This window comes from Aeromonas sp. MR19 (genome assembly GCF_963899305.1).
Taxonomy (GTDB): Bacteria; Pseudomonadota; Gammaproteobacteria; order Enterobacterales; family Aeromonadaceae; genus Aeromonas; species Aeromonas bestiarum.
In genome coordinates, this window is record NZ_CAWQWZ010000011.1 from 30,525 (window position 1) to 55,850 (window position 25,326).

29 protein-coding genes are annotated in these 25,326 nt (G+C 49.1%); 15 read left to right on the forward strand and 14 right to left on the reverse strand.

Annotation, left to right across the window (positions count from 1 at the left end):
• Positions 1 to 204: 204 nt before the first annotated feature.
• From AACQ95_RS22600 to AACQ95_RS05955, 10 genes are all read right to left on the reverse strand, one after another.
• A complete protein-coding gene (locus AACQ95_RS22600; RefSeq protein ID WP_445290527.1) occupies positions 205 to 624 on the reverse strand; it encodes a DUF6201 family protein in 420 nt (139 codons plus the stop codon).
• Positions 621 to 1,487, reverse strand: a complete 867-nt coding sequence (locus tag AACQ95_RS05915; RefSeq protein WP_241278030.1) for a DUF6402 family protein — start codon at positions 1,485 to 1,487, stop codon at positions 621 to 623. Before AACQ95_RS05915 ends, AACQ95_RS22600 begins: the two co-directional genes overlap by 4 nt.
• Complete coding sequence (locus AACQ95_RS05920; protein ID WP_241278031.1) at positions 1,487 to 2,011, reverse strand: type VI secretion system PAAR protein; 525 nt, start codon at positions 2,009 to 2,011, stop codon at positions 1,487 to 1,489. The genes AACQ95_RS05915 and AACQ95_RS05920 overlap by 1 nt, the downstream gene beginning before the upstream one ends.
• Before the next feature lie 145 nt (positions 2,012 to 2,156).
• On the reverse strand, positions 2,157 to 2,567 hold the full coding sequence (locus AACQ95_RS05925; RefSeq protein WP_241278032.1) for an H-NS family histone-like protein: 411 nt from the start codon (positions 2,565 to 2,567) through the stop codon (positions 2,157 to 2,159).
• A 145-nt stretch (positions 2,568 to 2,712) separates the two neighbouring features.
• Entirely contained in the window at positions 2,713 to 3,732 is a 1,020-nt protein-coding gene (locus AACQ95_RS05930; protein WP_241278033.1) for a tetratricopeptide repeat protein, read from the reverse strand.
• A 794-nt stretch (positions 3,733 to 4,526) separates the two neighbouring features.
• The gene (locus tag AACQ95_RS05935; protein WP_241278034.1) at positions 4,527 to 5,225 is read right to left on the reverse strand and encodes a TIGR02642 family protein; all 699 of its coding nucleotides are present in this window, start codon (positions 5,223 to 5,225) and stop codon (positions 4,527 to 4,529) included.
• Between the two features lie 21 nt (positions 5,226 to 5,246).
• The gene (locus AACQ95_RS05940; RefSeq protein ID WP_241278035.1) at positions 5,247 to 5,546 is read right to left on the reverse strand and encodes a Rha family transcriptional regulator; all 300 of its coding nucleotides are present in this window, start codon (positions 5,544 to 5,546) and stop codon (positions 5,247 to 5,249) included.
• Positions 5,543 to 5,968 (reverse strand): hypothetical protein, encoded by a 426-nt coding sequence (locus AACQ95_RS05945; RefSeq protein ID WP_241278036.1) that lies wholly within the window; start codon positions 5,966 to 5,968, stop codon positions 5,543 to 5,545. The genes AACQ95_RS05940 and AACQ95_RS05945 overlap by 4 nt, the downstream gene beginning before the upstream one ends.
• Positions 5,965 to 6,282, reverse strand: a complete 318-nt coding sequence (locus AACQ95_RS05950; RefSeq protein ID WP_241278037.1) for a Ref family recombination enhancement nuclease — start codon at positions 6,280 to 6,282, stop codon at positions 5,965 to 5,967. Before AACQ95_RS05950 ends, AACQ95_RS05945 begins: the two co-directional genes overlap by 4 nt.
• A complete protein-coding gene (locus AACQ95_RS05955; RefSeq protein ID WP_241278038.1) occupies positions 6,279 to 6,719 on the reverse strand; it encodes a recombination protein NinB in 441 nt (146 codons plus the stop codon). Before AACQ95_RS05955 ends, AACQ95_RS05950 begins: the two co-directional genes overlap by 4 nt.
• 408 nt (positions 6,720 to 7,127) lie before the next feature.
• Here AACQ95_RS05955 and AACQ95_RS05960 point away from each other — a divergent pair, with 408 nt between their 5' ends.
• The 3 genes from AACQ95_RS05960 to AACQ95_RS05970 all read left to right on the forward strand — a co-directional run bounded on the left by AACQ95_RS05960 (position 7,128) and on the right by AACQ95_RS05970 (position 9,699).
• Complete coding sequence (locus tag AACQ95_RS05960) at positions 7,128 to 7,916, forward strand: hypothetical protein (RefSeq protein ID WP_241278039.1); 789 nt, start codon at positions 7,128 to 7,130, stop codon at positions 7,914 to 7,916.
• 80 nt (positions 7,917 to 7,996) lie between these two features.
• A complete protein-coding gene (locus tag AACQ95_RS05965; RefSeq protein ID WP_241278040.1) occupies positions 7,997 to 8,944 on the forward strand; it encodes an HNH endonuclease in 948 nt (315 codons plus the stop codon).
• A 356-nt stretch (positions 8,945 to 9,300) separates the two neighbouring features.
• Positions 9,301 to 9,699: a hypothetical protein gene (locus AACQ95_RS05970; RefSeq protein ID WP_241278041.1), complete on the forward strand. Its 399-nt coding sequence runs from the start codon at positions 9,301 to 9,303 to the stop codon at positions 9,697 to 9,699.
• Between the two features lie 202 nt (positions 9,700 to 9,901).
• On the opposite strand, the gene AACQ95_RS05975 is transcribed toward AACQ95_RS05970, so the two are convergent.
• Entirely contained in the window at positions 9,902 to 10,117 is a 216-nt protein-coding gene (locus tag AACQ95_RS05975) for a DUF3955 domain-containing protein (protein ID WP_339357886.1), read from the reverse strand.
• A gap of 445 nt (positions 10,118 to 10,562) precedes the next feature.
• On the opposite strand from AACQ95_RS05975, the gene AACQ95_RS05980 reads away from it, so the two are divergent.
• Genes AACQ95_RS05980 through AACQ95_RS05995 form a run of 4 tightly spaced genes read left to right on the forward strand, consistent with a single transcriptional unit; the run spans position 10,563 to position 14,316 of the window.
• Positions 10,563 to 11,333 carry an abortive infection system antitoxin AbiGi family protein gene (locus AACQ95_RS05980; protein WP_241278042.1) on the forward strand — a complete coding sequence of 257 codons (771 nt, stop codon included), beginning with the start codon at positions 10,563 to 10,565 and terminating at the stop codon, positions 11,331 to 11,333.
• Positions 11,334 to 11,385: 52 nt separating this feature from the next.
• Entirely contained in the window at positions 11,386 to 12,450 is a 1,065-nt protein-coding gene (locus tag AACQ95_RS05985) for a hypothetical protein (RefSeq protein ID WP_241278043.1), read from the forward strand.
• A gap of 4 nt (positions 12,451 to 12,454) precedes the next feature.
• On the forward strand, positions 12,455 to 13,612 hold the full coding sequence (locus tag AACQ95_RS05990) for a hypothetical protein (protein ID WP_241278044.1): 1,158 nt from the start codon (positions 12,455 to 12,457) through the stop codon (positions 13,610 to 13,612).
• A gap of 8 nt (positions 13,613 to 13,620) precedes the next feature.
• Positions 13,621 to 14,316: a hypothetical protein gene (locus tag AACQ95_RS05995; RefSeq protein WP_241278045.1), complete on the forward strand. Its 696-nt coding sequence runs from the start codon at positions 13,621 to 13,623 to the stop codon at positions 14,314 to 14,316.
• Between the two features lie 620 nt (positions 14,317 to 14,936).
• Here AACQ95_RS05995 and AACQ95_RS06000 read toward each other — a convergent pair.
• From AACQ95_RS06000 to AACQ95_RS06010, 3 genes are all read right to left on the reverse strand, one after another.
• Positions 14,937 to 15,752 (reverse strand): helix-turn-helix domain-containing protein, encoded by an 816-nt coding sequence (locus tag AACQ95_RS06000; RefSeq protein ID WP_241278046.1) that lies wholly within the window; start codon positions 15,750 to 15,752, stop codon positions 14,937 to 14,939.
• A 384-nt stretch (positions 15,753 to 16,136) separates the two neighbouring features.
• Positions 16,137 to 16,535, reverse strand: a complete 399-nt coding sequence (locus tag AACQ95_RS06005; protein ID WP_241278047.1) for a hypothetical protein — start codon at positions 16,533 to 16,535, stop codon at positions 16,137 to 16,139.
• Positions 16,536 to 16,573: 38 nt separating this feature from the next.
• Positions 16,574 to 16,801 carry a hypothetical protein gene (locus tag AACQ95_RS06010; RefSeq protein ID WP_241278048.1) on the reverse strand — a complete coding sequence of 76 codons (228 nt, stop codon included), beginning with the start codon at positions 16,799 to 16,801 and terminating at the stop codon, positions 16,574 to 16,576.
• A 64-nt stretch (positions 16,802 to 16,865) separates the two neighbouring features.
• Here AACQ95_RS06010 and AACQ95_RS06015 point away from each other — a divergent pair, with 64 nt between their 5' ends.
• From AACQ95_RS06015 to AACQ95_RS06050, 8 genes are all read left to right on the forward strand, one after another.
• The gene (locus AACQ95_RS06015) at positions 16,866 to 17,546 is read left to right on the forward strand and encodes a helix-turn-helix domain-containing protein (protein ID WP_241278049.1); all 681 of its coding nucleotides are present in this window, start codon (positions 16,866 to 16,868) and stop codon (positions 17,544 to 17,546) included.
• A gap of 536 nt (positions 17,547 to 18,082) precedes the next feature.
• Positions 18,083 to 18,325 (forward strand): hypothetical protein, encoded by a 243-nt coding sequence (locus AACQ95_RS06020; RefSeq protein WP_241278050.1) that lies wholly within the window; start codon positions 18,083 to 18,085, stop codon positions 18,323 to 18,325.
• Positions 18,326 to 18,504: 179 nt separating this feature from the next.
• Positions 18,505 to 18,804 carry a hypothetical protein gene (locus AACQ95_RS06025; RefSeq protein ID WP_241278051.1) on the forward strand — a complete coding sequence of 100 codons (300 nt, stop codon included), beginning with the start codon at positions 18,505 to 18,507 and terminating at the stop codon, positions 18,802 to 18,804.
• Between the two features lie 323 nt (positions 18,805 to 19,127).
• Positions 19,128 to 19,418, forward strand: a complete 291-nt coding sequence (locus AACQ95_RS06030; RefSeq protein ID WP_241278052.1) for a helix-turn-helix domain-containing protein — start codon at positions 19,128 to 19,130, stop codon at positions 19,416 to 19,418.
• Between the two features lie 2 nt (positions 19,419 to 19,420).
• On the forward strand, positions 19,421 to 21,088 hold the full coding sequence (locus AACQ95_RS06035) for a PD-(D/E)XK nuclease-like domain-containing protein (RefSeq protein WP_241278053.1): 1,668 nt from the start codon (positions 19,421 to 19,423) through the stop codon (positions 21,086 to 21,088).
• Positions 21,085 to 22,149 (forward strand): RecT family recombinase, encoded by a 1,065-nt coding sequence (locus tag AACQ95_RS06040; RefSeq protein WP_241278054.1) that lies wholly within the window; start codon positions 21,085 to 21,087, stop codon positions 22,147 to 22,149. Before AACQ95_RS06035 ends, AACQ95_RS06040 begins: the two co-directional genes overlap by 4 nt.
• A gap of 266 nt (positions 22,150 to 22,415) precedes the next feature.
• Positions 22,416 to 23,495: a PDDEXK-like family protein gene (locus AACQ95_RS06045; protein WP_241278055.1), complete on the forward strand. Its 1,080-nt coding sequence runs from the start codon at positions 22,416 to 22,418 to the stop codon at positions 23,493 to 23,495.
• 272 nt (positions 23,496 to 23,767) lie between these two features.
• Positions 23,768 to 24,930, forward strand: a protein-coding gene (locus AACQ95_RS06050) for an IS3 family transposase (RefSeq protein WP_241278056.1) whose coding sequence is annotated in 2 segments (ribosomal slippage) — positions 23,768 to 24,023 and positions 24,023 to 24,930 — 1,164 coding nt in all. Because the reading frame shifts where the segments join, the coding sequence is not laid out codon by codon here.
• The last annotated feature ends 396 nt before the right edge of the window (positions 24,931 to 25,326 follow it).

Consider the following 25,326-nt stretch of genomic DNA (forward strand, 5'->3'; position numbering starts at 1 on the left):
GGTACGCCTGAGCCTGCACTGCAGTGGCACCAGAACCCTTGAAGATTGATTCCATGTCCAGAGGGCTAGATACTCCCTTTTTCCCTATCAATTTATCAAAAATCACTCTCCACCAAGTTCGCATACTATATACCATTATCAGACAAGCATCGCGCTCACCTCATAATGTCACCCCTCCATTACATCTAGGATCTTACTGCTCTTTTAATAGAATGGTGAAAGCAAGACACTCCACCACCTTTTATTTACCGTGCTTATATTCAACTCGCCATTATACTCGTCATCAAAAACGACAAAGCTATTTTTATCAGTTGTAAACTCCTCCCCTGGGAATCGGAAAGGGACATCATTCCACTTCCCATAACATGTAAAGGGGGATGATTGCCCTATATAATCTCCATTGGCATTATATAAGGCAAAGTATATTGGCGACTCTGTAGTTAGCAGACAATACAGCCCTATTGGGTTTATTGGAGACATGTCTTTCAAGAAGACCTTGTACTGACCATCTTTCGAGACCTCACTAATGGGAGCACTCTTGTCTGAAAAGGTCAACGAGACATGTGCAAGCAGTAGCCAATATGCTAAAAAAAGCATCGCCATCAGTTTAGCTAAGATCTTCATAAATATATAATTCTCTGATGAGGGAGCGGGTGTAACCAAAGCACATCGGAGAAAACAATGAAGTCACCTCCCGCATTATGTTTATCTTGCCACTCTCTAAAATCACTATTATACACAGGGACAAACCCACTCCATTTACGTGCTAAGATCCCGAAAAGACCTGCACCGTAAGAAGATAAGTACGCCGAGCTTTCTGCCTTAGTAAGTACGCGGTCTTTACTCCACACGCCCAATGGCTCAGATGCAACCCTATTACCATCCACAAAGTCATACGTATCTTTTATATATACACCTACTCGATCAACAAAAAAAGCAGACCGATTTTGATGAGTTCCAGAGTAACCACTCACTGCATATTTCAAGTTCGCATTCCCAATAGCACCATACCAGTCATCAATGGTATCTAATAGACCACCAACACTAATCGTATTCACATGTGCTGTGGCATCTAACACCCTAGCACTATCGCTCATGCCTAATGGTACACACATATTTGGAGAATGCCCTGCAGATTTCAATCTATTGCGTAGTTCAGCGATACCAGCAGGAGAGTTCCAATTTTTCATTCGCTCCTGCAATTTGTCCTTAATGAATGGTCGAGCCCATTCCATTTTAACTATTGTGTCATTGAATCGATCATTTGGGATCGTTCTCGCATCACTACGCAGTAGCACTCTTTTTGTATCTTCTGTAAATTTGTATGATGGTTTTAAACTAAACCAATGACGCATAAGCTGAGGGGCTATCTTCCAACCCATGTTTTCCATTGCATCGGGAATTTGATCAATATGAAATATATCAACCTTTACTTCTTGGCCTTTGGTATTATCACTGGGTGACAACTTTGTGTTGGCGACCGTCATTAACGAAGTCCTACCTTTATCTGGAATACATAATCGAGGGTTAAATCTTCTTCAGCTTTACCTCTCACTTTTGAAGTCTTACCACTTGCATCTACAACACCTTCAATCATTCCTGTTGAAGACGTCATACCATAGGCTAGATGTTTAAACGGAGTGCCTGTCCCGCTATCCATGATACAAAAGTGCTCATCAAACAAACCCGCGATGTTTAATGGGGTAGTAACAGGAGGAGCAATGTCCCCAACAATCACCGTTCCCGCACCGATGATCACCCCACCACAGTCAACGGCACTACCCGTCATAGCAAGTGGCTTACCATTAACGAGCACAGTTGATGAACCTGACGCTATCTTACGAGGGTGTGGCGGGTGGTTCGGCTTGTCATGCGGCGCGAGGGGATCTCCCACCCTGGCAGCAGGGATACCATCGATGAAAACGTCAGGTGAACCTGCAGTGATGGGCGTGGGGTAAAAGCCATCATGGTCAGTGCCAATGTTACCGACCTTGGCTGCATGCTTGGACATTAGGTATCTCCTGCCTCAAATGGAAATCACCATACAAGAAAGGTGCTCACTTTTGAAGCATCCAGACCGCTTGTCTATGACATAGTGTGACGCACAATAAAATATAAAGGCCAAGGAATGAGTCTTGGCCTTCAGACGGAATGGATCAAATCAGGAAGCTCTCAAGTGCGGTACCGCCTTCTACTGCCTTAGCGATGGCCTTTGGCATACGACCCTGGCCAGTCCATGTTTTTTCAACACCATCTTCGGTGTACTTGTACTTGGCTGGACGGGGAGCACGAGTACGTTTAGCAGCTGATTCTTTGGCGCCTTTGCTTTCTCCATTACCCAGCAGTTCACTTGGATCAATTCCAGCTTGTTGCAGCATAGCTTGGAACTCGGCCAGTTTAGCTTGGCGCTCTTTCTGCTCTTCCATGACCTTCAGTTCTGCTTCCTCACGCTCTTTGAAAAGCATGTCCAGCTTCTCCTTTGCTTCTGTGAGCTGTTCAAAACTCAGCTCACGCAAAGCAGCGCGTAGGCTACGTTGATTCAAGAATACTTTGATAAATTCATCCATTTTCATTTCCTAATCTAGAAGTGAGCTCAGTAATTGATTGGAACATCTATACGTACGTCAATATATGACACCAAGAAAGCCATACATCTCCCCAGCCCCCCATCCCACAGACTCGAAGACCAGTTGAGGCGTATTTCTTGAACCATTACTTGGCTTTTGACAGCCTTGTTGGGGATATAGCTTTCTCTATGGCTTGCCGATATGTCGTTGCAAGCTCCCCTTCCTCACCTGGTATAGATTCAGCCAATGAGAAGCAGGCATGTGATGCAGCCAAGTCTACAGGACGCCCGTAGCCAAATGCAAAAACAAACGCGCGAATAAAATTAGCTTCTGGGTCCTCTTTTGGCTTCTTATTTAAACAGGTATCGACGGATACAGAGCTATCAATCTCAGCCGCAGGACAATTCATTCCGATCCACAGTTCGATCCCTCGATCTGCATCCTCATTTTCACATAATGGCATTAAGGCTTTAATGTCACCATCGGGACCTGCACCATCCAAACAACGTAACACCCTCAGTTTTCCTTCCGCGTCCTGTGAACCCTGGGCTGCAGCAAGTTTCAAATAATGTTCTGCTTTGTTTCTATCTATCTTCTGTCCTAGACGACCAAATAGATAAACTTTGCCTAAAGCTTCTTGAGAGTACACGTATCCTTGCTCAGCCGAACGGAGATACCACTTTAGAGCGGTCTCATCGTTATGAATGGGTTCGTAATCATTCGAGTATTCGACTCCCAATACATACTGGGCATGCTGGTTGCCTTGGGCAGCTGATTTTTCATACCACTTCAGCCCGACCCCACTATCACGCTCAACCTCAATGATCCCTTGAGAAATCCCTGAATAGGTTTGCCCAAGATAGAGCTGAGCATCTGCATTACCGTGTTCAGCCGCTGCGGTGAGCAACGAGAGCGCTTCCGGCCCGTTGCGAGTGTCATAACGCCCATCGGCATACAATCTACCGAGCTCAAACTGCGCGCTGGTGTCCCCCCTTTTCACTGCTGGTTCGAGTAAGGCGACGGCCTCTCGTAATAGAGCGATATCATTCTGTTCTTGTCCCGTTTCAATCAGCTCCTTGGCTTTCCCCAAGCCCTCATCGGCATGACTGATATTCAGCCACGACGCCAGAAATGCACCTAAGCAAACCGCTAGTTTCTTATTCATCCCTATGCCCACACGATCAAATAAAGCCTCAATTGTGCCACATTAACAGTCGTCAACTTGAGTCTATTGCAGACACCGTCAGTTCCTAAGTGACAGTCTGTGTCGCCAGCATAGTCGGGGCCCACCCCATCAGCACCAGGGCAAGGAGCCTATCGATCCAAGATGCTCTTCATTATGGGCATCGCCATTTCGCCATTATACATTCATGCAGCAGGGCGACCTGTTAGCCGCAGAACAGCAATCCCCGTGCAGCGAGGCGCTGATGCAGGTGATCGACAGGATTAATCAGGGACGGCTGGGGAAGGTCTACTTTGCAACCCGGGGCCGGGACACTACGGAATAGATGATGACGTGAGAGAAGCTCAGCCCGCTCTACACAGCAAGCATCAGCGAGCTCCCCGCGGCGAAGGCATAGCCTTAGAAAGGCGGGCCAGCTTCGACCGCAACACATTTAGCCTGAAGGACTGTAATTCAGGAAGCGGCTCAAGGTGAATGGCTATCACCTTGATGAAAACCCTACGGGGGCTTCGCTTGCCCGGCTCTCGTTTGCAGCTCCTGGTCTCGGCAACTGTATCCACGTAGCAAAGACGGCGGAGGTAGATCAATACTTCGCCGGCTACCCTATCCGATACGCCAAGCAGACCGGAGATTGAATGCAGATCGAAAAAGTCGCCATAGAGCAAACCCCATCCGGCGACCTGTAAAGCCATTGGTTTCAGCCTACTATCCATTTCCCCCTCACCGAGCTGCGTTGTGACGCCACAACAATGAATAGCATTGCTTCAACCATTTACTCAAGCAACCCGCATCTCCCTCACCTGCCGGTCCATCACCCTAGCCAGATCTGACGCCTGATGAATCACCTCATCCACCGCATGCTCCACTGACTGCCCCATCTGCACACCGAACCGGAGAGACACCAGCTCAGCATCAGGAACCACTCGCCCGGTACCGTGGCACTTCGGGCACTCATCCGCCTTGCGCGGGCGCAGCCCTGTCCCATTGCAGTGTGGGCACCGCCCAGACTGCATCATCTCCGCCACACAGTTATCACGGGCAAGGCCCAGGATCCCGTTCCGCTCATCCCGCAGGCGCTGGTACTCATGGTCATTCCCAGCACGGTGCGCCCGCTTGGCCTTCTCCATTACCACGGCGGCCCGGCGGCGCTCTTTGTCATAGTGCGGGTGAGACAGCACCAGTCTATCCAACTGCTCTGGCAGCGGGCGGCGCAGCAGGATAGCCATAGCCATGCTCGCAACCTCGCTACTACCCAGGGTCTCGTTGAAATGAGCCAGCAACCCCTGAGAAGCCTCCATGTCCAACAGGTGATCGGCCATCAGATACTGATACCCCTGAGGATTGTTCTTGGCGGCCACTTGCAGGGCACCGAGAAACTCGTCACGCCCCAGATTGCTGACGTTACCGAGTGATGGCTCATGGAGCGCCCCCTTAGGTGAGAAAAGGCGCAACGCCATTTCCAATGACTTACTCATAATCAGTCCTCCTCAGGATGGCTAGGCAGCGTGAGCTTGCAGGTGGCCGGCAGCGAGAAGCTTGTGGGTCAACCATTGCTGCCCTTTGCCGGTGATCGTTGGAGAGAAAGCAAGACGAGTCCAGCCATTGATCTCGTAGGGCTTCTCGCTTTGTTTGTTCTGGTGGGTCACCTCAAATCTGAGGTCACCCCCAGCTCCGTGGAGCTCAAACAACATAGCCCGGATGTCGCGCATGACATTGTCATGACGTTTCCCCACGAGCTCAGCAATCTCGATGCTAGTCATGGTCAGCGAGGTGTTAGTTGTGGTGGTCAAGTTCATGGTCGGGTCCTTGGTTGGTTATTGGTCTGGTCAAATGCTTTCAGCAGCCAGGCACGCAGCTGGCTGGTCTTAATGTGCTCGGGGGTAACCTCCAATACAGTCCACCCAAGCAGGGCGGCCTCGTTCATCTTGGCCCGGTCCTCTACGAACCCCCTCCCCCGGGTGTGCCGGCCGCCGGAGTGGATCCCGCCATGGATCTCGAGGGCGATCATCTGCTCCTCCCAGGCATAGTCGAACCGCCACTTGCGCTTGGGGTGGAACAGCAGCTCTGTAACCGGGTCAGGGAAGCCGACAAGCTGGGCCTGCACCTTGTCGTGCAGGCTGGTGACTTGTTGGGCCTTGCGTACTTGGCCGGCAGCATTCTTGACCTTGGGGCTGTTACCCAGCAGACGGGCAGCATCGAGGGCGGAAAGATGGATCATGCCGCCCTCCCGATGGTGTTCTTGCGCAGTACGATGATCTCTCTGTCCACCTGGGCAAGCAGGGTCTCCTCGCTACCGTGCTCCTGCTGCCAGCTCTTGGGTGCGGCATGGAAGCCTGTGGGATAGCAAGCCCGATGATGCCGCGGGCAAAGAGGCAACACCCGGGTGTGAGCGGCGCGCTGCGCCATCCCGACGCCAGAGCGCACATGGTGAATTTCCGCGAGGCTCGACCCCAGGCCTGCATTCCGGCAAGCAATGCAGCACAGAGAGCTCACATCGTCCAACCACTGCTTATCAGCCTTGGTCTTGCTCATGCAGCCCTCCCGTAGGCGGCCACCCAGTCGAAGCCGCGGCGGGATTCATCCCCGAACTTCACGCCTTGCTGAGCACCGAAGGCCTGGGCCAACTCGATGAGGTCGCGCATCTCGCGCACGGTCATCTTGGAAGTGGACTTACCCAGCACCACGAAGCCGGTACCATCGATGTTCGGTACCACGTCCTGCTGGTAAAGGGCCGCGCTGAAAACGTGCTTCCAATCCTCCTTGGCGAGCTTGCGGCCGTGCCAGTTCACCTGCTCGGCGATGTCAGTCATGACTGCCCAGAACAGGGCGTTTTGAGCCAGGCTCCGGGTCATTTCCTTAATTTCGATAACCAGCGGCTTGTCCTGGTCAACCGGCAGGCCAGCGACCAACTGGCAAGCTCGGGACCGGATTTCAGGACTGCGGAGGAAATACTTGGGATAGGCGCTCAAGCTACGCCTTCCCCTACCAGCTTCTCGGAGCTGAACTGAGGGGGGATAGACTTGATGCTGTGGATGCCGGCACAGCCGCGTGGGCGTACTGCAGATAGATCTCGGGTATGTGGTTTGGTCATGGTCTGGGTCCTTTTGGTCATACACAGCCGGGTGGTCTAGGTCCGGCATGACCATGTTACGGCCAAAGTTCGAGCAATGTCACGCAGCAGCATGCAGCCATGAAGCTACATAACAAACAAATGTATTTTTGACTCCATATAAATACCGTAGGTGCGCAAACCACATTGAGCTCCATTTGGGGTTATGCGTATAATATACAAACGAAAGTTTAATCCTGTCGAGCTGGCAACCTCAAAATGAATCTTCAGCCTTCAGGCAATCCAACAGTTGAAGCGGGGAATAATAGTGAATAGTTGCAATGATGAAGTAATAGCCGTCTTGGAAGTTAGTAAAACTACTTGGAGGATAAGAAGGACTTTCAACTATAATACACACTTTGTTGGTTTAGACTCTTATCATTTACATAAAGATAAATACAGCGCGCCTGTAGTTATAGTTACAGAAAGCCCTCACATTGAAGAGTTTAACAACATTAATATAATTGACTTTACAAGTGGTGTGCCAGTAAATTCAAGACCAGTAAATGGTGCAACCGGCCAAAATATCATGAACCATTTATTAGAACTACTTAAACAAGAAAATATCACCCTAGAAACAGGACGCTATCCAGTCATTGTTATAAATGCAATACAAGAGCAATGCTCTTTGGGAGTGGATACTAAACTTCATAGAACGAAAAACTTCATCGCTGACTGGCCAACAAAAATAAGCATATTGATAAATAGACTGAGTAACATAGAGCCTATTCTGACCATTAACGCTTGTACAGTTGGAGATTTCTATATAAATAATGGTGAAAGTGCTTTTCAGCAGGGCAAAAGAAACACTTTTGAAATGCATTTTTTAAAATTAATAGAAAATGAAATTGGCTACAAAATACATCATAACAATACTTATCAAAATGTAATAGAGATGTATGGCAGCATTGACTTAGCAGGAATGGTCATGAGTGTCATTAACAATGTTTACTCTCCTTCTTATAGAATAGAGAAAACAACGCATCCATCATTTTGGTCAAACACGGCCCCAAGATTTCAACGTAAGAACGGAAATAAATTTATGTTATACAAATAAAAATACGCATGTATCTCCATCTGTAAATTAATTAGCATCATACAAGAGTCATTTTTATCAGTCTCTAGGGGGAATTCACAGTGGCATTCTGGTGGGTAAACCATAAGCAAACGTACAGTGCGGAAGTCGGGGGCGGCTACATCTGGTCGCCCAAGGCGAACCGCAACGGCTCGAAGAATCAGACCTATATTAACCTCACGCTGACCCGGCCGGGAGACATTGTTATCTCCTACGCTGGCGGGCTTATCAAAGCCATTGGTCTGGTTTCAGCACCTTGCAGTGAGAAATCCAAACCCTCTGAGTTTGGTAGCGCCGGCGATGCTTGGTCTGATGCTGGCTGGGAGGTTCTCATCAACTGGGAGGTGCTCGCAAAGCCAATCCGTCCGAAGGACCACCTGGTGTTGATTGCTCCCCTGCTCCCCTCGAAGAATTCGCCTTTGCAGGTCACTGGGAACGGTAACCAGGGATGCTACCTTGCCAGCATCAGCGACGAGCTCGGCAACCTGGTGCTGTCGTTGGCCAATGACGTGAATCCTTTCTTTGCTGATACCATTGAGCAGCACCAGGCAGAACTGGAAGGCGATGCCATTGAGGCGGTCATCAAGGCCTCGGCCCTTGAGAACACAGAGAAGCTGCAACTCACCAAAGCTCGCCGTGGCCAGGGCCTCTTCCGTAGTCGGCTCGAGCAGATAGAGCCCGCCTGCCGAGTCACCGGCGTTACCAACAAGGCCCTGCTCATTGCCAGCCACATCAAGCCCTGGTCAAAGTGTGATAACAACGCCGAGCGCCTTGATGGACACAACGGCCTTCTACTCTCCCCTCACATCGACAAGCTGTTCGACCGGGGCTGGATTACCTTCACTGACTCTGGTGACCTGCTGTGTGCCGAGCCCAGCATCGAGCAGGCCCTGCAGCAGTGGGGCGTTGAGCTACCTCTGAACGTCGGCCCGTTCAACCCCAAACAGGCTGAGTTCCTCGCCGATCATCGTGATGAGATTTTCAGGGCTGACCCTGTCATGTGTGATTGATACCCCCTGGAGCAGGAACTAGTTCCCTGCTCCACAACCTACCTCCTCCCCTACAGCAACCCCACAGAATCTGTGATCCCCTCCTGACTTACCTCTCATTTCGCTCAACAAACAGAACCATTTGGGATACACTCCAAACTAGGTAGACAAGTTCCATGTAAGGCCTACCCATGACAAGGACCTGTCATCTGATGACAGGTCAAAAGCAGCAAACTGGGGACTGTAACTCCGAGGAAGAAGCAAAAAGTCTACAGACTAAAGCACATGAAAACTGAAAGACAATATATGACAATGAACTATCGAGTATACATTGCTCCCATAAGCCACATTGCCAATAACTTTAATGAGGACGAAAAATGAGTAAGTTTTATAATTTTGGCTTCATAGCTATTATAATATCTGCATTAATCAGATATTATATTGCAACAACAAATGGAGTCAATTTTCTTCAAATAAAGACTTTCCAAAATTGGGAAATGTGGTTTTATGCGATTTCAATAGTTTGGTTCATCTTCGCATTCTGGAATGTATTTGTTCGTCGTCGCTGTCCACGTTGCCAAGATTATGAATACTCATATGAAGGGTCCGAGGAGATTGACAGATGGGTAGGCTCTAAAAAAGTTCGTGAAAAAGTCGGGAAAGATACGTACGCTGACCGGCATGTAACTACAACTTTTGCAAAGATACGAAATGACTATCGGTGTTCAAGCTGTGGTCATCCTTGGTCAGAAACGACAAAAGAAGAATTGACTTAACACATTAAACTATTCCGAATGATAGATAATAGTATTCATGACACATCAACATAAAATTTACTGAGTATATAGATCTAGTTATTATCTGACACCGGCCCCAGACCGGTGTCTTCCCCTTACCTTTTTGCCCCCTTCCTGAGTCGGAAACCCCTCGTCACATAGCACCTCTTCAGTCGCAACCTGGTGCAATAGTTTGGACGGATTATCCCCCCACTCCAGCCCGGCGACGCCTGATGCATGTCCTGAGCCAGCCAAAGAGCACAACCAACACACCGATGAGAAGTAGGCCGAAGCCTATAGGTAGCAGGCCAAACGCCTCATGCAGCACACCGGCTTCATCGACTGTGGAACCGATCATGTTGAATGCCATGTAGCATGCAAGCCCTAGCACCATGAACACCGCGCCAATCCGTACCATCACAATGACCTCTAGTGGTATTTGAAGAGAGGGCAGACTCACATGTCAGAGTGAAGCGAGTATGAAGTTCGCGTTCAGAGCTACATTCCTCCGCAACACCGGTCCACCATGCCTCAGGCCCACCATACAAAATCTGTGATCCCCTCCTGATTCAGTGCTCATTTTGCTCAACAATCGGAACCATATGAGTTACGATTCCCCTAAGGTATCCAAGCTCCACGCAAGGCCTACCCATGACAAGGAACTGTCATCTGAACACTGGTCAAAAGCAGGATATGGGAACTGTAACCTAAGGGCGGTAGCTTGCCTGTCTTCTATCTATAAAGCAGCTCAAGAAATATAAATTTTGGTGTAGAAAATCCTCTTTTTTTGGTGATACCCCCCTCCCTTATCTATCTCATATGCCACCAATAGTCTAATTAGCATTCTTGACAGGCTTTAAAATATGAATAATAAGAGTTTATACCCTGACATTCTATTTCACTTCACACAAGATAAAACGGCGCTTTTCAATATTTTGAACTCAACTTTCAATATTTCTTATGCGCGAGAAAAGATCGAGGGGAAAAATACAGTTCGTGAGTTCGCTGTGCCAATGGTATCTTTTTGTGATCTGAGACTGTCAGAATTGAAATTTCACATGAGCAAGTACGGAAGATATGGGATTGGTTTAACAAAGGACTGGGCAAATCGACAAGGGTTAAATCCTGTTATGTACATCAATAAACATTGCCCATTTACAGACAACTTCAACAATGCATTAAACAGTATTTACAAGAAGCTTAACAAGCTCACCGAGAATGATCACTTCAAAGGAATTTCAGATGTAAATATGAAGATTTTTGATGCTTATAGATATATAAAAAACTATGAAGGCTCTCTGAAAAGAGATGATATAAGCGAAGATCGATTTAGGTTTGCAGACGAACGAGAATGGCGATATGTACCTCCAATTACTGAAAAGGGAATTCCTCCGTTCATAGCTAAAAGTAGAATAGATACATCTCAGAAAAAACAGCAATTCAACCACCTCATTAGCGATCACAAATTACACTTTCAACCTAATGACATCAAGTATTTAATTGTAGAGAATGATAATGAAATAAATGAATTAATTGCACATTTACGCCAAGCAAAAATTCATTTTGACTCTTCAGTAATTGAGAGGCTCTCTAGTCGAATTCTTACAGCAGAGCAAATAGAAAGTGATATGTAGCAATATCAAGAAACTATAAATTTATATTATATAGAATAAATAGGGTTATGTGATGGCTGAAAATGGACCTATAGAAGAACTAGCTAAAATCATATCAAAGGAAATATTCGATAGATTCCTTTGGAAAAGAGTTGGACCAGGAGATCAAGACTTCCATTGTGTAAATGAAGCAGAACACAAACCAAAAGATAAAGAACAAACACATACACACCCGGTAGACGTCGTTTTTTGCTATAAGGATCCATATCTTAATAAGATAATTTACTTAAATACAGATTTAAAAAGTTACTCTAAAAAAACAATAACAGTAAAAAAAATAGAAGATGCTTTGATATCACTTGCAAACACTATCGATTGTGCAAGATATAGTGATTTTTGGGAAAATAAGTACATAACTGAAGTCGGTAGTTACGATATAAGAGGATTATTATTTATTTATAATCACGATAATGAATTCACACACAATTTTTACCATTTCTTTAATCCCCCCAAACCCGACGGTAAAGCTCGCAGACCAAACTCCATAAACACAAGTCGAATTAATATCCAAGAAAACCAGCAGATTCACATTATTGAACCTGGTATTATTAATTATATAATGACGTTACTGTCTGACATGGATAGTTTAATTGCAAAGAGTGAGTTCCCTAGTGAAGGTGGCTATGGTTTTTTCTACCCTCAGTTAACATACCACAAGATACTTGTTAATGAGCAACACCTTCCAGCTACTATTGAACTATTAACATCACCATTCCTAATTATCAAGCATGATGAAGTAATGGGAGTCAATATTAAGACAATGACTGTTGAGTCGAAAAACCCAGAGGGCTATATTGTATACTACAATAGAAATGGCGAAACAGATTTAGAGTTCATGTATCTATTTGAACTATTAGCAAACTATCAGATCTTAAATTTCAAGAATAAAATAAAAATTAGAATCGCATCATTCTATAGAAGCTCAACTATTGTATCAAATTATAAGCGCGCTGTAGAAAAATACGCACATGAGTGGGGTTATGATTCAGATGCAAAACAATACTTAGATAATATCGAACTATTTTTGGTACCTACCGTCAAGAGTTTTTATTCATCTGAGGCATTATCCTGGGAGTAACTAAGTGAAGAATCTACATAGCGTTACTGACAAGGCAATATCTGATGCATTGAGTCAGTCTAAAATAACCTCGAGTGAATTATCTGAGTTATTTTTAAGTAGAGGGATCTTAATATCTAGGACAACTGAAAGAAAAGAGCTTGCGAGATACTTTTCGAGATTTTATCATGACTACTATGACCATCAAACAATAGCTGCGCAGCTTGGTGTGCACGCTAGAAAAGAGCGTGTAACGTCTAAGATAATTCATCAAGAAATCAATCCAGATGACATTCTCAAGTCCGCAAACCTCTTAAAGAAAGAGATTGAATCCCATGATGACTATTGTTCTGTCAGGAAAATTGACAATACTATTTATATAAATATAAAATATCTCACAACTGACTATACTAAAAGTGATTTTAGACAAGTTGTAAATAAAGAAGCCACGTTAGAATTAGAATGTGACAATGGAAAAATAACAATCAGAAGACCTGATAACGATCAACTTGAAGAGTATGAAACTTCATTACTGAAAAAAATTGAAACTAATGTAAAGAGCTTACTGCCTGAAGCACCCTCCTTAACAATCTCCGAAGTTACATTAATAAACCTTCCATCAGCAGTTGCCAGAACTAATTTTTTTATAAAATTGCTAAAAGAGCTCAATGGTTATGAATTTGATGATGTCACGGATGCATATGTATACCATCCTAAACCATCAAGCATAACCACACTTGATGGAGATGGAGATGGAGATGGAGATGGAGATGGAGATGGAGATGGAGATGGAGATGGAGATGACATTGAAATTGGTGTACATATTAGTAAAGCATCGTTAAAGGGCGAAGGTGTATTAAAATCAGAGGAATTAAGACAGCTTTATGAAAGGGGATTTTATATATGTAAAATCCGATGGAGAATTAAAGAAAAAACGTATGATCATGATATATATGAACTAGAGGCACAATTTAATAATCAAGAGGAGTGCTCTGGTTTTTCTTATGTAACTAAAGGTGTGAAAAGATACAGAAACCAAGGGGAGCACACGAAAAACTTTGTTCCTCTAACTAAATCAGAAGATTTGAAGCTATGCCGTTTAATTGAACATGCAGCATATTCAATAATTAATAACCCAACAACAATCCCATCTGACACAATCATATCAATAGATAAGTCTTAGGAGTGGTTATGTCTTTACGTCTAAAACTATTAACGCTAAAAACCAACTTAGAAATAAATTCACTTTACAGTATTTTAATACGTTGTCGATATGAGAGCGGTTTGCTTTTCGGCTTTTTAGATGTCGATATGGCTAATGAAAAACTATCTGCTACTTACATAGAAATGGAGACTGTCCAGCAACAATTAATGGACCCTTTAGGTGAATCATACGAACAAACAATAACTGTTTATAACAATTTCAAATTCATGTTACAAAAGCTGGAAAACAATTCATTTATTATGTGTGTTTTTGACCCGCCCAGAAACATTAAAAAGTTCATTAATAATTTCTGTGGCGAAATTCATTCACAGTCAAGCATTAGCGCAATCGAAATATCCATATCAAACTTCATAAAAAACATAGCTATCTCAGAGCATTTTTCATTAACCAAAATAACAAAAGTGAAGACTAGTGGATTAATAATCAACAAGGACTCTATTGCAAATATAGAGATAACATCCAGGCACGACGCCATCAAAGATTTAAACGAGTATACCAAACAAGAAATAGCCTCAATTGATAGAATTGCAGGTAGCACAACACTTGATGAAAACATCATAAACTTTGAAGCATCCAAATCTGGTGTGATTTATATAAATACCCCAAACTGTGATGTTTCAACACTAGTCATGACAGCAATAACCAAAGACAAAAAATTCTGATAGTTTTCACAGTATAATCAGTGGCCGCTATCGCGGCCTTTGACTTACTATTATATAAAAATATAATTAAACAGCATATATCCTCTCTTCTTCAAGAGCTCTCCGAAGCTTTCCCCCTCTTTCCTGTCTGGGACTATTTTTACGCTGTCTCTGAGCATGTTTCCATCTGAGTCACCTCAACACAACTTTGATGCTTCTCCGCTAGTACCTGCTCAAGCGCTCTGGCTACAGCATCGGCAGGCACTGATCGATCACGGAGAAACACCCGCACAACGGCCTCCATCTCACACGCCCTCATCGACACCTGGCAGCCAGCCGGGGCATACCGGAAAGCCGGGCTTCGCTGCAGGATGGCAGCTCGCACCTCCGCCGGCCGCGGAGCAAACTGTCGATCGGCATCCTCCCCAAGCTGTAGCACCGCCTCCCGGATCTGCTGCGCATTGAAGCCCCTGAGCAGGCTCCCCCAAGCCAGCGCTACGCCGCGGGCATTGCCGTCCAGCTGGTTTGAACTGGCTGGCCAGAGCCCTGCCATCAGCGGCAGCAGCTCCTCGGCCAAGAATACCGACATGCGAGCACTGACCTGCAGTGCGTCCCCTGGAGCGCTCAGGGCGGTTGCCTGGTTAGAGCGGAGTGCTGTCGTCATAGTCCCCCCTCCCCGACTCTCTCAGAGCTTGTGCGGCCTGCTGGGCCGCCTGGATGTTGGCCAATGGCTTGCGCTGGGCAGCGGTTCGAAACGAGCTGGCCGCCCGGCGAATCCAGTTGCGCCAGGTCTTCTCCCAATCCAGCTTCACCGCTTTGGCTCCGGGCAAGGCTTGCCAGTAATCTGCGAACGTAGCCGCCTCCATCAAGATCCGCTCTCTAGGGAGTCCTGTCTCCTGAATAGCCCATCTCCCCCACTCTGCCGGTAGTCCCCAGTCGTTCGGCAAGCGGGTACCTCGCCGAGTGGTTTCGCTTTCAGGGCGCATTTTCCCCTGGGGGACCAAAGGGGGATCTTGGATCTCTGTAGTAGTCTCTGTAGTAATCTCTGTAATAGATAGCTGGTTTCCAGCACTACTGATTGCTGGTTTTCCCCTAGCCTGTTTGCTGGTTTTCCGCATACTAGGTTGCATGAAATCACATGCATTCATGACAGCTTCGAGTGCTACCAGATCGATGCAGAAATAGAGCTGCGCTGGTAAACCTACCCGCTTTTCTTTCAACACCCCAAGATTGCGTAACGCCTTACGCGCCCCTTCCTGTTCGTAGCGAGTCAGCCCCGTCTCTTCCTCCCAGTCCGCCTGGGTCTTATAGAACCATGAGCAGCCATCTTCATGCTCTTTGCAGCGCTTTGCCCAATAGAGGGCCTGCGATAGAAATAGAGCGGCGGTGACTGAACCGGTGATCGCTACGAATGGGCGATGAAAGGCGATTGGACGGTCAAGAAAGTTGATGTTCATTCTTGCACTCCCCCCAAACTCTCGGAAGCCTGTTCTTCAATACCGGTGTCGTTTTTAAAAGCATGCAGCATGGGGCAAACCCCATTGGCCAAGTTGGTTTGGTCATGGTCTGGATCCTGTTATGACGGTCAGAGTGCCCGGTGGTGAGCCGGGCAGATTGGTTACGCGCTAGGTTGTCCCGCTTCACGCTCAACGGCGCGGGCCTGGAGCTCTCGCGCCAAGCGAAGAGCCTGCCGGTCAGTCCCTGCAGCCTGGGCCGTTGAGAGCAAAGGTTCATCAATCGCTAATGCCAGCTCATGCATAACCGCTTTCAACACGATGTTGTCTCGTTCGTTGACGCGTTCTGATGCCGGACGTGGCGGTCGGGTAAAAATGGGCATGCTGTTATCTCCCAAGAATGAAGTTGATCAGGCCAACGAGCTTTTGGAGCGGCTTCTTAGGGCGCTCCTCGTCATAGGTGATTTCGTCAGAGGGTAAAAAGATCAGCAATCCCCGCTCAGGAAGGCCAGTACCGTTCAGGATCTCTTCGACGGTCACAGGTGGAAACCCCTGCTCGATAAGGCTCCGATTGGCCCGTTTGACGGCTCTCGCCAAGATCAGGGGTTCATGTTTCGATATGGAATTGAGCAAGATCAGAAGTGAGGTACGCGCGAAGGCGGTCTCAGTCATGCCAAATTCGGCCCCGACTTCTTGCCATACACAGCGTTGCGCTGGGTTGCCGCGTAGTCGTAGCGGAGAAATAGAGTCCATTTTTGCGTGATCAGGCAGTGCTGGTCGTCCCATTGGTCAGGTCCTTTTGGTGTGGTCATAAAAGCCGGTGGTCAGGCGGCCTGTTGAGTAGGCAGTTGCAGCTCTTTGTCCAGGGGGTAATCCTCCAATCCAAGACGCAGCTCACCATGGCTGGCGATGACAAAACTAACGGCATGGTTGGCGGGCACGATGCCCTTGTTCTGCTTTTTCCACTTGGAGAAGTTGCAGCGGTCAATACCAATCGCTTCGCAGGCCTTGGCAGCATTGCCGAAAAAATTTTCGACATCTTCAATGCGCATAGCTTGGTCCTCATGGTTGGTGTTTTGAACCTCATTTTGTTGCCAAAAGGAAATTAAAGTCAAGATGAACGGTGACCCTTTGACAATCAGCACCGCGTTAGACTTGGTGCATGAAAGCAACGTTGGTGAAGTAATGAAGAATTTTGCTGAACGCCTTGAGGCTCGGATGAAGGAGATGGGGGTTACCCCTGCCGATCTCAGCAGAAAGAGTGGGGTTAGCAAGGCGGTTATCAGTCGCATGCTGAACGAGCCCGGGCGCGAGATAAGAGCCAGCAGCCTTATGTCCATTGGAAAAGCACTCAGGATAGACCCGGTGTGGCTGTTCTTGGGACGCTCAGCAGATAGCTTGATCAGTGACATTGAGACAGGACCTGGACTTGTGCCGGTCTGGACCATGGCGGCCTTGCAAAGAGACCATATAAGCGATGCCTGGCCGCATGCCAACACAGGAAAGTCGCTGGCTACAGAGCGTGATGGTCACATTTTTGCCCTTGAGGCAGATGATGATCAGCTGAAAGATTCAGGCATCATCAATGGCGTTACCTGCCTTGTTGATCTAGGTGACACAACCCCAGAGCACAACGACATCATGCTGGTAAAGATACTATCCAGTGACCAGTTCCGCCTGCTACGAGCCATTAAGGGCTTGGACTGCTGGAGATATGGCGTTGATGACCCAAGAGTCGGCAGTCTTACAGCTAAAGAGCTGATAACACTCGGCAAGGTCGTAGAAGTCCGCAGATAATCATCCCCCATTGAAAACAAGCCCGCCTCGAGCGGGCTTTTTGTTGCCTAAAAAAAACAGTTTCCTTTTGGAGTCACCATTGACATCTAGTTGTCTTTTGGCAACAATGGATTTGTTCCTGATTGACAACCACTTGAGAATTTCGATTCCGATGAGCAACCAAAACCAGTGCAACGAGGAAGGCGGCCAGCCTTGGGAAATGCAACACGAAAGATGAGAGCCCGGACGGGAGACGTAACCAGCAGCATTGGAGATACGGCATGCAGCATGCCACCTCATTGAGATGGGGGCGTTACAGGTTCAACCCCTGTCGCTCCAACAAAATTTAGACCACCAGCAGCAGGACCAGCCCTTTCACCAGGGCAGCGCCTGACCAGCGCGTAAGAACGACAAAGCCCGCACAAGGCGGGCTTCGAAGGACCAGGGTACCACCCCTAGTCATATCGCCAGGGGACCAACCCCAGCAACAGGACCCAACCACGCCAAAGCGGGCTGGAGTTAACGAGGACCAACTCGTCAACAGGAGCAAATGTACCATGACCAAGAGCATTTTTTCCAGAGCCGCGCATCGCGCCGACCAGATCATTACCAGCATTGCGGACCGGTTCAACGGTAATGCCGGCCGCCGTCGTGCACTTAAGCAGCGTCTGCACCTGGCGATGTTGGCCGCCGAGCAACACCACATCGTTGCCGCCCGAGCTGCCCAGAAACGCACTGGCATACCCAAGCACTGCGCCCTCCTCCACTGGCGCGCCGAGTTCCACCGCAACGCCGTCTGATTCAGCGACGGCCGGACTTCAATATCGAAACAAAAGGAGCCAGGCGTGAATACCGCTCTGCATAGCCACCGAAATCATCAGGGTCATGGAAATACCAAGCACCATCTTTCCAAACGACCTCCACATTTCCAGGCTTATTAGGGTTCTTTACGACTTCACAATCATAGGGGGACGTTCCGGTGGCAAAGACAGAGCAAACAACACAATCGATCGAGTCAGGCATGACGGTGATCCAGTCACCAGGGCCAACAGATGGGCGTTCTTTCATCGCGTTTTACACTCCCAAACAGCGTGTATTCATGGGCCTGAATGCGGTTATAAACAAAATCGAAGGTGCTTCAGACCTAAATGAGATCAAGTCAACATTACTAAACCGTCTGGAAAAAATTGCATCTTGGGAAGGCGAGCTTTGCAACGTTGATCCCAAAGAGAATGAACTTGAACAGCATTACCCCATCCCAGGTGCAGCCTACACATAGGCCTCACTCACAGAATCCGGGCCTGGCGCTTCCCTGATAGCGCCGTAGCCAAAGCCTCTTTCTCAAGCACCGCAAGGATGCTTTGGCTTCGCTCACGCCAAATTCGGCTGAGCTCGCTCTTTAACAACCAGGATTGGGCAGTCACCGCTCGTAATCTGCTGGCCCGGCAGATCCCCGCTAACCCGTTCAAACCGGAATGTGGGGCAGGAAGGTGACAGGGCACCGGCTTGCGAGCCGGTATCCCAAGGCGGCTCCAGTGGAGCTTGCAACACCATAGCGTTGAAGCTGTGGCCGCCTTCGGATAATCACCAAAGGACCCAACCATGAAAAAGCATACCGAACTGAACAACCCGACAATCCCCCAACTCAATGACGAATGCCGCAAACGCCTGCGCCAACTGCGGGAGCGCTTAGGGCTGAGCCGGCCGAAGTTCGCCGACATGCTGGGCATTCCAGCCACCACGCTCAAGAACTACGAGCTGAACTACCGGGAGATTGGCGGAGGCACCTTGCTGTTGATCGCACAGCACCCTGAGCTCTCTAGCCACTTCATCTGGCTGACGACCGGCCAAGTGGCGGAGCAACTCCCAGTAGATGGATCAACGGAGTCTTAGCCATGTCCCTTGGCATCGAATATCGCTATTCCGAGCGAGGGCCAGAGCCTGAACCGATGTCAGGCGACGTTCCAAAGCCTGTGCTCGTTGGGCCACCCATTCCGCTCCACATCATCAACCAACGTCAATTTCGCATCATCACCGAATTCAGGGCTCGCATGGACACAGCTAAAGCGAACGCTATGGATAAGGCGCTGGCTGCCATGGACGCACTATTTAACAAACGAGGACCAACCATGGAAAACATCAACCAGAAAACCCAGATTGCCGAAGCTGTTGTTACCAAGTTCGAGCCTGCGGGCCCTGGCATTTACCCCGGGATCCCCGGCGAGGCCTACCACGGTGGGCCAGGTTTATCTAAGAGCGGCTTGGATTGGGCTTTGGTATCTGGCCAGCACTATCACTACTACCAAGTAGAAGGTAACGACCAGAAGCTCACTGCAGCACTACGTGAAGGTCGGATCCTGCACAAGGTCGTGCTGGAGTTTGAGGACTTCCATAGCGAATTCGTTGTTGAACCTGAGTGGCCAGAAGATGCCATAAGTGGTGCCGAACAGATGAAGGCCATCATTCAGGCCTACAACGATGACCTCGAGCAGAAGCCTGCAGTCGAGGAACTGATCCAGGCGATCGAGGAACACAACGCCAAACTGCCAAAGCCCATTGACGCAGGCAAAAGCATGGGGGAATACGAAGCAGCCTATGAAGTGTTGCCCGAAGCATTCCAAACCCTGGGAGAAGATGACAAACGAACAGCCACCGCGCTCAAAGCCTGCATCAAAGCTCACAACGACAGCCTGCCCAAGCCCATTAAAACATCAGGTGGCTATCAAGCGGTGCTCGAGAACTATGCCCTGCTGGGCATCCAGCAAGCAGAGCGTGCGGCCCATATCCATGCCCTGCCCACCCCTCTGCCTCTGAATGGCACCAAGGCTGAAATGACTGAGCGGATCCGTACCTTCAGCCCCGACGCAGTTCTCCTTGAAGAGCTCAAAGAGCAATTCATGCAAGAGGCTGGCGGCCGCGAGGTATTGACGGCCAATGAGTATCAGCACGCCCTGCGTTATCGCGAGGCAGTCTTGGCTCATCCTGAAGCTGCGGTGCTGCTGGATGAAGGGGTAGCTGAGTCAAGCCTCTACTGGCATCACCCCGAAACCAAAGCTCTGCTCAAGTGCCGGCCAGACTGGATGCGCCCCGATCACGTTCTGGTTGATCTGAAGTTTGTACGCAATGCCAGCCCCAGCGGTTTCGCCCGTGATGGCAGCGCCCACAACTACCACATACAGGACGCTCACTACTGTGATGGCTATGAAACCCTGACTGGCCACAAGCCGAGCTTTGTATTTGTCGCAGTCGAGAAAGACGGCCCCCTGGGTCGGGACGTGTTCAAACCCATCTTGGTCGGCGTTTACTACTACGGCCAAGATGACCAGCGCCGTGCAATTGAGTTGCGCGATATGGCAGTACGAAACGTTGTGCGCTGGAGCCAAGACAACTACTGGCCAGGTCATGATGGTATGGGCGAAATCATAGTCCCGACATACCAAGCCAATGCCGAGCGCAGCACCCTCAATGAGGATGAAAGTGGTCTTTCTCCAACTCAAGTCCCAGAGGTGGAACAACCGCTTGACGCCCTCCCAGACAATCTCTTTGGTAGCGAGGCAGCATGATGAGCAACCAAGTAGCACACCAAGAAACCAACCCCGTGTTGGCCAATGAGCGTGGCCAAGCCAACATGCTCAGCCTGATGATGAACGTCGACTTCATGGCGAGTATCGACAAGATGGCCACAATGATGGCAAGCGGTAAGACAACCGTTCCCCAGCATTTACGCGGCAACCAGGCTGACTGCTTCGCCATTTGCCTGCAGGCAATCCAATGGGGAATGAACCCTTTCCCTGTCGCCCAGAAAACCCACCTGGTTAATGGCACACTTGGCTATGAGGCGCAGTTAGTCAACGCCGTGGTGGTCAACTCTGGTGCGATCAAGGGGCGCTTTGACTACGAGTTTTTCGGGCCGTGGGAACGAGTGATCGGCAAATTCAAGGTCATCCGAAAAGAGAAGGATGGGAAACCGGTTGAGTATCGCGTACCTGACTGGACCTTTGCGGATGAGGCAGGGTGCGGAGTTAAGGTCATTGCGCATCTTGCCAGCGGTCAGACGCGCGAGGTGACGCTGCTGTTACAGCAGGCACGAACCCGGAACTCCACCCTTTGGGCGGATGACCCAAAACAGCAACTTGCCTATTTAGGTGTGAAGCGGTGGGCGCGTCTCTACACGCCAGACGTTATCCTGGGGGTCTACTCGGTCGATGAGCTGGAAGAGATCGACGTAACACCTCGAGGTGAAGGCCCACAAGGTGGTGCAGATGCGAAAGCTGACCTCGCACGCAGAGCAGCGGAACGGCGTGCCCAACAACAGAAGGGACAAGTGATCGAAGGAGAGGCGCAGGTGGTCACCACCGAGCATGAGCCAACGGCTAACTCCACAGAGGGAGCACGCGGTCAAAGCGAACAAGATGATGAGCCGAAGGATCTCGAAGCAGAAGACCTACTCGCCGATATCCTATTCAAGATGGATCTCGCTCAGTCGGGGTTTGAGATGAAAGCACTTGTCGCCGAAGTCAGCCAGCTCGGCCCCCGGCTAACCAATGAGCAGAAGAAGTCTGCATCTGGTATCTACCAGAAAAACGTTGACCGTCTGGGGCTCAGCACCAAGAAAGCTGCATAACCCCTCTATATCAGCCCGCTAAGCAGCGGGCTTTGTTTTAAACAAGAACCCAACATGACCAAACAAGCCAAAAGCAACAGCGTTCAAGTCCAGCTGGTTGTTATCGAACCCACAACCGCCGTAGCCCTATACCCTACTTGAGGAAATTTAGGACAAGACAACCAACTTGGTACCGGATAGCGATGCTTGTGCGAAGATGGTTCTCTCGTATTCATTAATGATGAGGGTTACATTAACGCCACCCATTCATTTTTTACACAGTAGCCATGAAATTAGAACGCCTTCGTTCGTTGCTTGACGAACTTAGCATGGTGCCTGCCCCCGTTAAACGAGAACCTAATCTCTTTTCCATTGGGGCTAGAGGACACTATGAAAATCCAATCAGTGACCTGCTCGCCTTTTTCTTATGCCCGAATGCGGATCACAATCTAGATAGCCTAATGCTTGAAACCCTGCTGGAATGCCTACCTGAAGGGGCGCAATTATCGGCATCACTGATCAATGAACCCCAACGGGAGGTCACGACCCATACCAACAGCAGGCTGGACCTGCTGCTCGAATCTGAAGAATGGGTCATGGCACTTGAGAACAAGATATGGCATCACCAAAATAACCCATTTTCCGACTATGAGGCGTTTCTTGCGAAGCACTACAGAGACAAACGGAAGCTGCTATTGGTGCTATCTCCCTCAGGCAAATCACCCATCGGTTGGTATGGTGTTGCCTACCACGATTTTCTAAACCGCCTATCTCCCAAGCTAGGACAAGCCTTCGTAACCACCCCGTTTAACAAGTGGCTTATCCTACTGCGCGAGTTTCTATTGCATCTGGAGTCATTGATGGCCGTATCCGATATCCCAACGCCTACCACGAATTTTGTTCTCTCCCATCTCAACGAGATTCAGCAGATACAGGATCTGAAGAACAGTGTGGTCAAGGATCTGCAAGCTCAATGTGTACGTTATCTGGAACAACACTTCAGCGAACAAGAACTTGATGTCGGTACAAAAATTCACACTTGGAGTGGTTACCCCGCTTTACGATTCGGCTTTAAACACTGGGTAAGTGACTCTGATGTGGTGTTGTTTCTCGATGGTCGTGAAGGACATCGTTTTGCCATCAACTACTATGCCTGTGACTTGAAGGGAGATATACAGCATCAAGCAGCTTATGAAGCATTATATCAAGTCGAATGCAGCGAACAGTGGCAAGAGCGTGCCAATACCGTTGCTTGCTTCAAGTTGCTACTCAATGACATTACCCCAGAAGCCATGTTTGTCGAGGTGGCTCGACACCTAGCAATGCTAGATATCTTTGAATCAAAGATTCGCTCAAAGTGGGCATAACCCCCAGAAGCCTATGATTTGCACTGTCATTAATTGCTGACCATTCCACTTAACCCCGGCCCTCGTGCCGGTTTTTTTATTTTCAGCAACCGAAGACCAACCCATTACCACTACTCTCAACCCCAGTGAATCAACCCTGCTACTTGCCGGAGCAGAGCCCATCAGCGTTGTAGCCTGATCCCCCCAAACAATCCACCGATAGCCTGTAGTGGTCTAATCATCCCGGACACCGTTTTAGGTGGTACAGTCGCCACCATGACCAGAGGTGTTCAATGACAAGATTACGTCGCTCATTCACTGCCGAGTTCAAGCTGGAAGCCGCATCCCTGGTGCTCGACCAAGGCTATTCCGTCCCCGAAGCCAGCCGTTCACTGGATGTCGGCGAAACCGTGCTTCGCCGATGGATTCAGCAACTTCAATCCGAACGAATTGGCACAACCCCTATCAGCAAGGCTCTGACCCCAGAGCAGCAGAAAATCCAGGAGCTGGAAGCCCGCATCAACCGGCTTGAACGTGAAAAGGCCATTTTAAAAAAGGCTACGGCTCTCTTGATGGCGGACGAGCTCGAACGTACGCGCTGATAGACCGATTAAGGGAGCAAGCCCCCACCACGCTGGTCTGTTGCGCTTTCGGTATCCCAACCGCCTGTTTTTACGACTATCTGGCTCGCAGGCGCACAATTGACCGTGAGCGGGTGCAACAAAGAAGTGAGTTGCGGCGCCTGTTCAACGAGAGCAGAGGCTCAGCTGGCAGCCGGGCCTTGATGTCGATGATGCGGGAGCTGGGGCATCAGATTGGCCGGTTCAAGGTGCGTCGTCTGATGAAGGAAGCCGGGCTGACCTCCAAGCAACCCGGCTCTCATGCCTACAAGGTCGCCCGGGCTGAACGACCGGACATCCCGAATCTGCTGGTGCGTGAATTTGCTGTCCCACAGCCCAATCAGGTGTGGTGTGGCGATATCACTTACGTGTGGGCCGGCGGTCGCTGGCAATACTTGGCGGTGGTGCTCGACCTCCATACCCGGCGGGTCGTGAGCTGGTCAATGTCTGACAGACCTGATGCTGACTTGGCCGTGAAAGCGCTCGAGATGGCGTATCAGCAACGAGGTTGTCCGTCCGGTGTGCTGTTTCACTCCGACCAGGGGAGCCAATACGGCAGTCGGGTATTTCGGCAACGGCTGTGGCGCTATCGCATGACCCAGAGCATGAGTCGGCGTGGCAACTGCTGGGATAACGCGCCGATGGAGCGGCTGTTCAGGAGCCTTAAGACGGAATGGCTTCCGACCACGGGGTACATGAGCCTGCGGGAAGCGAAGCGGGATATCAGTTCCTACCTGATGGATTACTATAACTGGCGGCGTCCACATCAACACAATGATGGGATACCGCCAGCAGAGGCCGAGAATCGGCTTAACTGTGTGTCCGGATTTAGTTGACCACTACAGCCACACAGAAACAGTGGATAACTCATAGGACTCTCATGCAAAAGACAGAAAGCCCCTACTGCGGTGCAGTAGTTATTGGGTTTGGCGTCGTCATGCCTCACCCCAAGCAGCCCGACATGTTCGTCCTCCCAGGAGGCACGATATGCGATCGGCAAACCGCCGAAGCCGCGGCCTGCAAGATTCACTTCCTGCAAACACAGAGCCACCAAAGGCTTCGGAGGTGAGCCATGCGCTACAGAAAGCCCATCATCCCACCTGGGTTGACCCGAGAAGAAGCTACAGATGTACGGGAACGATACATGCGCATCAACCCCGGAGCCAAAGTCACTATCGACAGCCAGCCAGATAACCCCCAGCTAAAGATCCTGATTGCCCATCTCCCTGTCC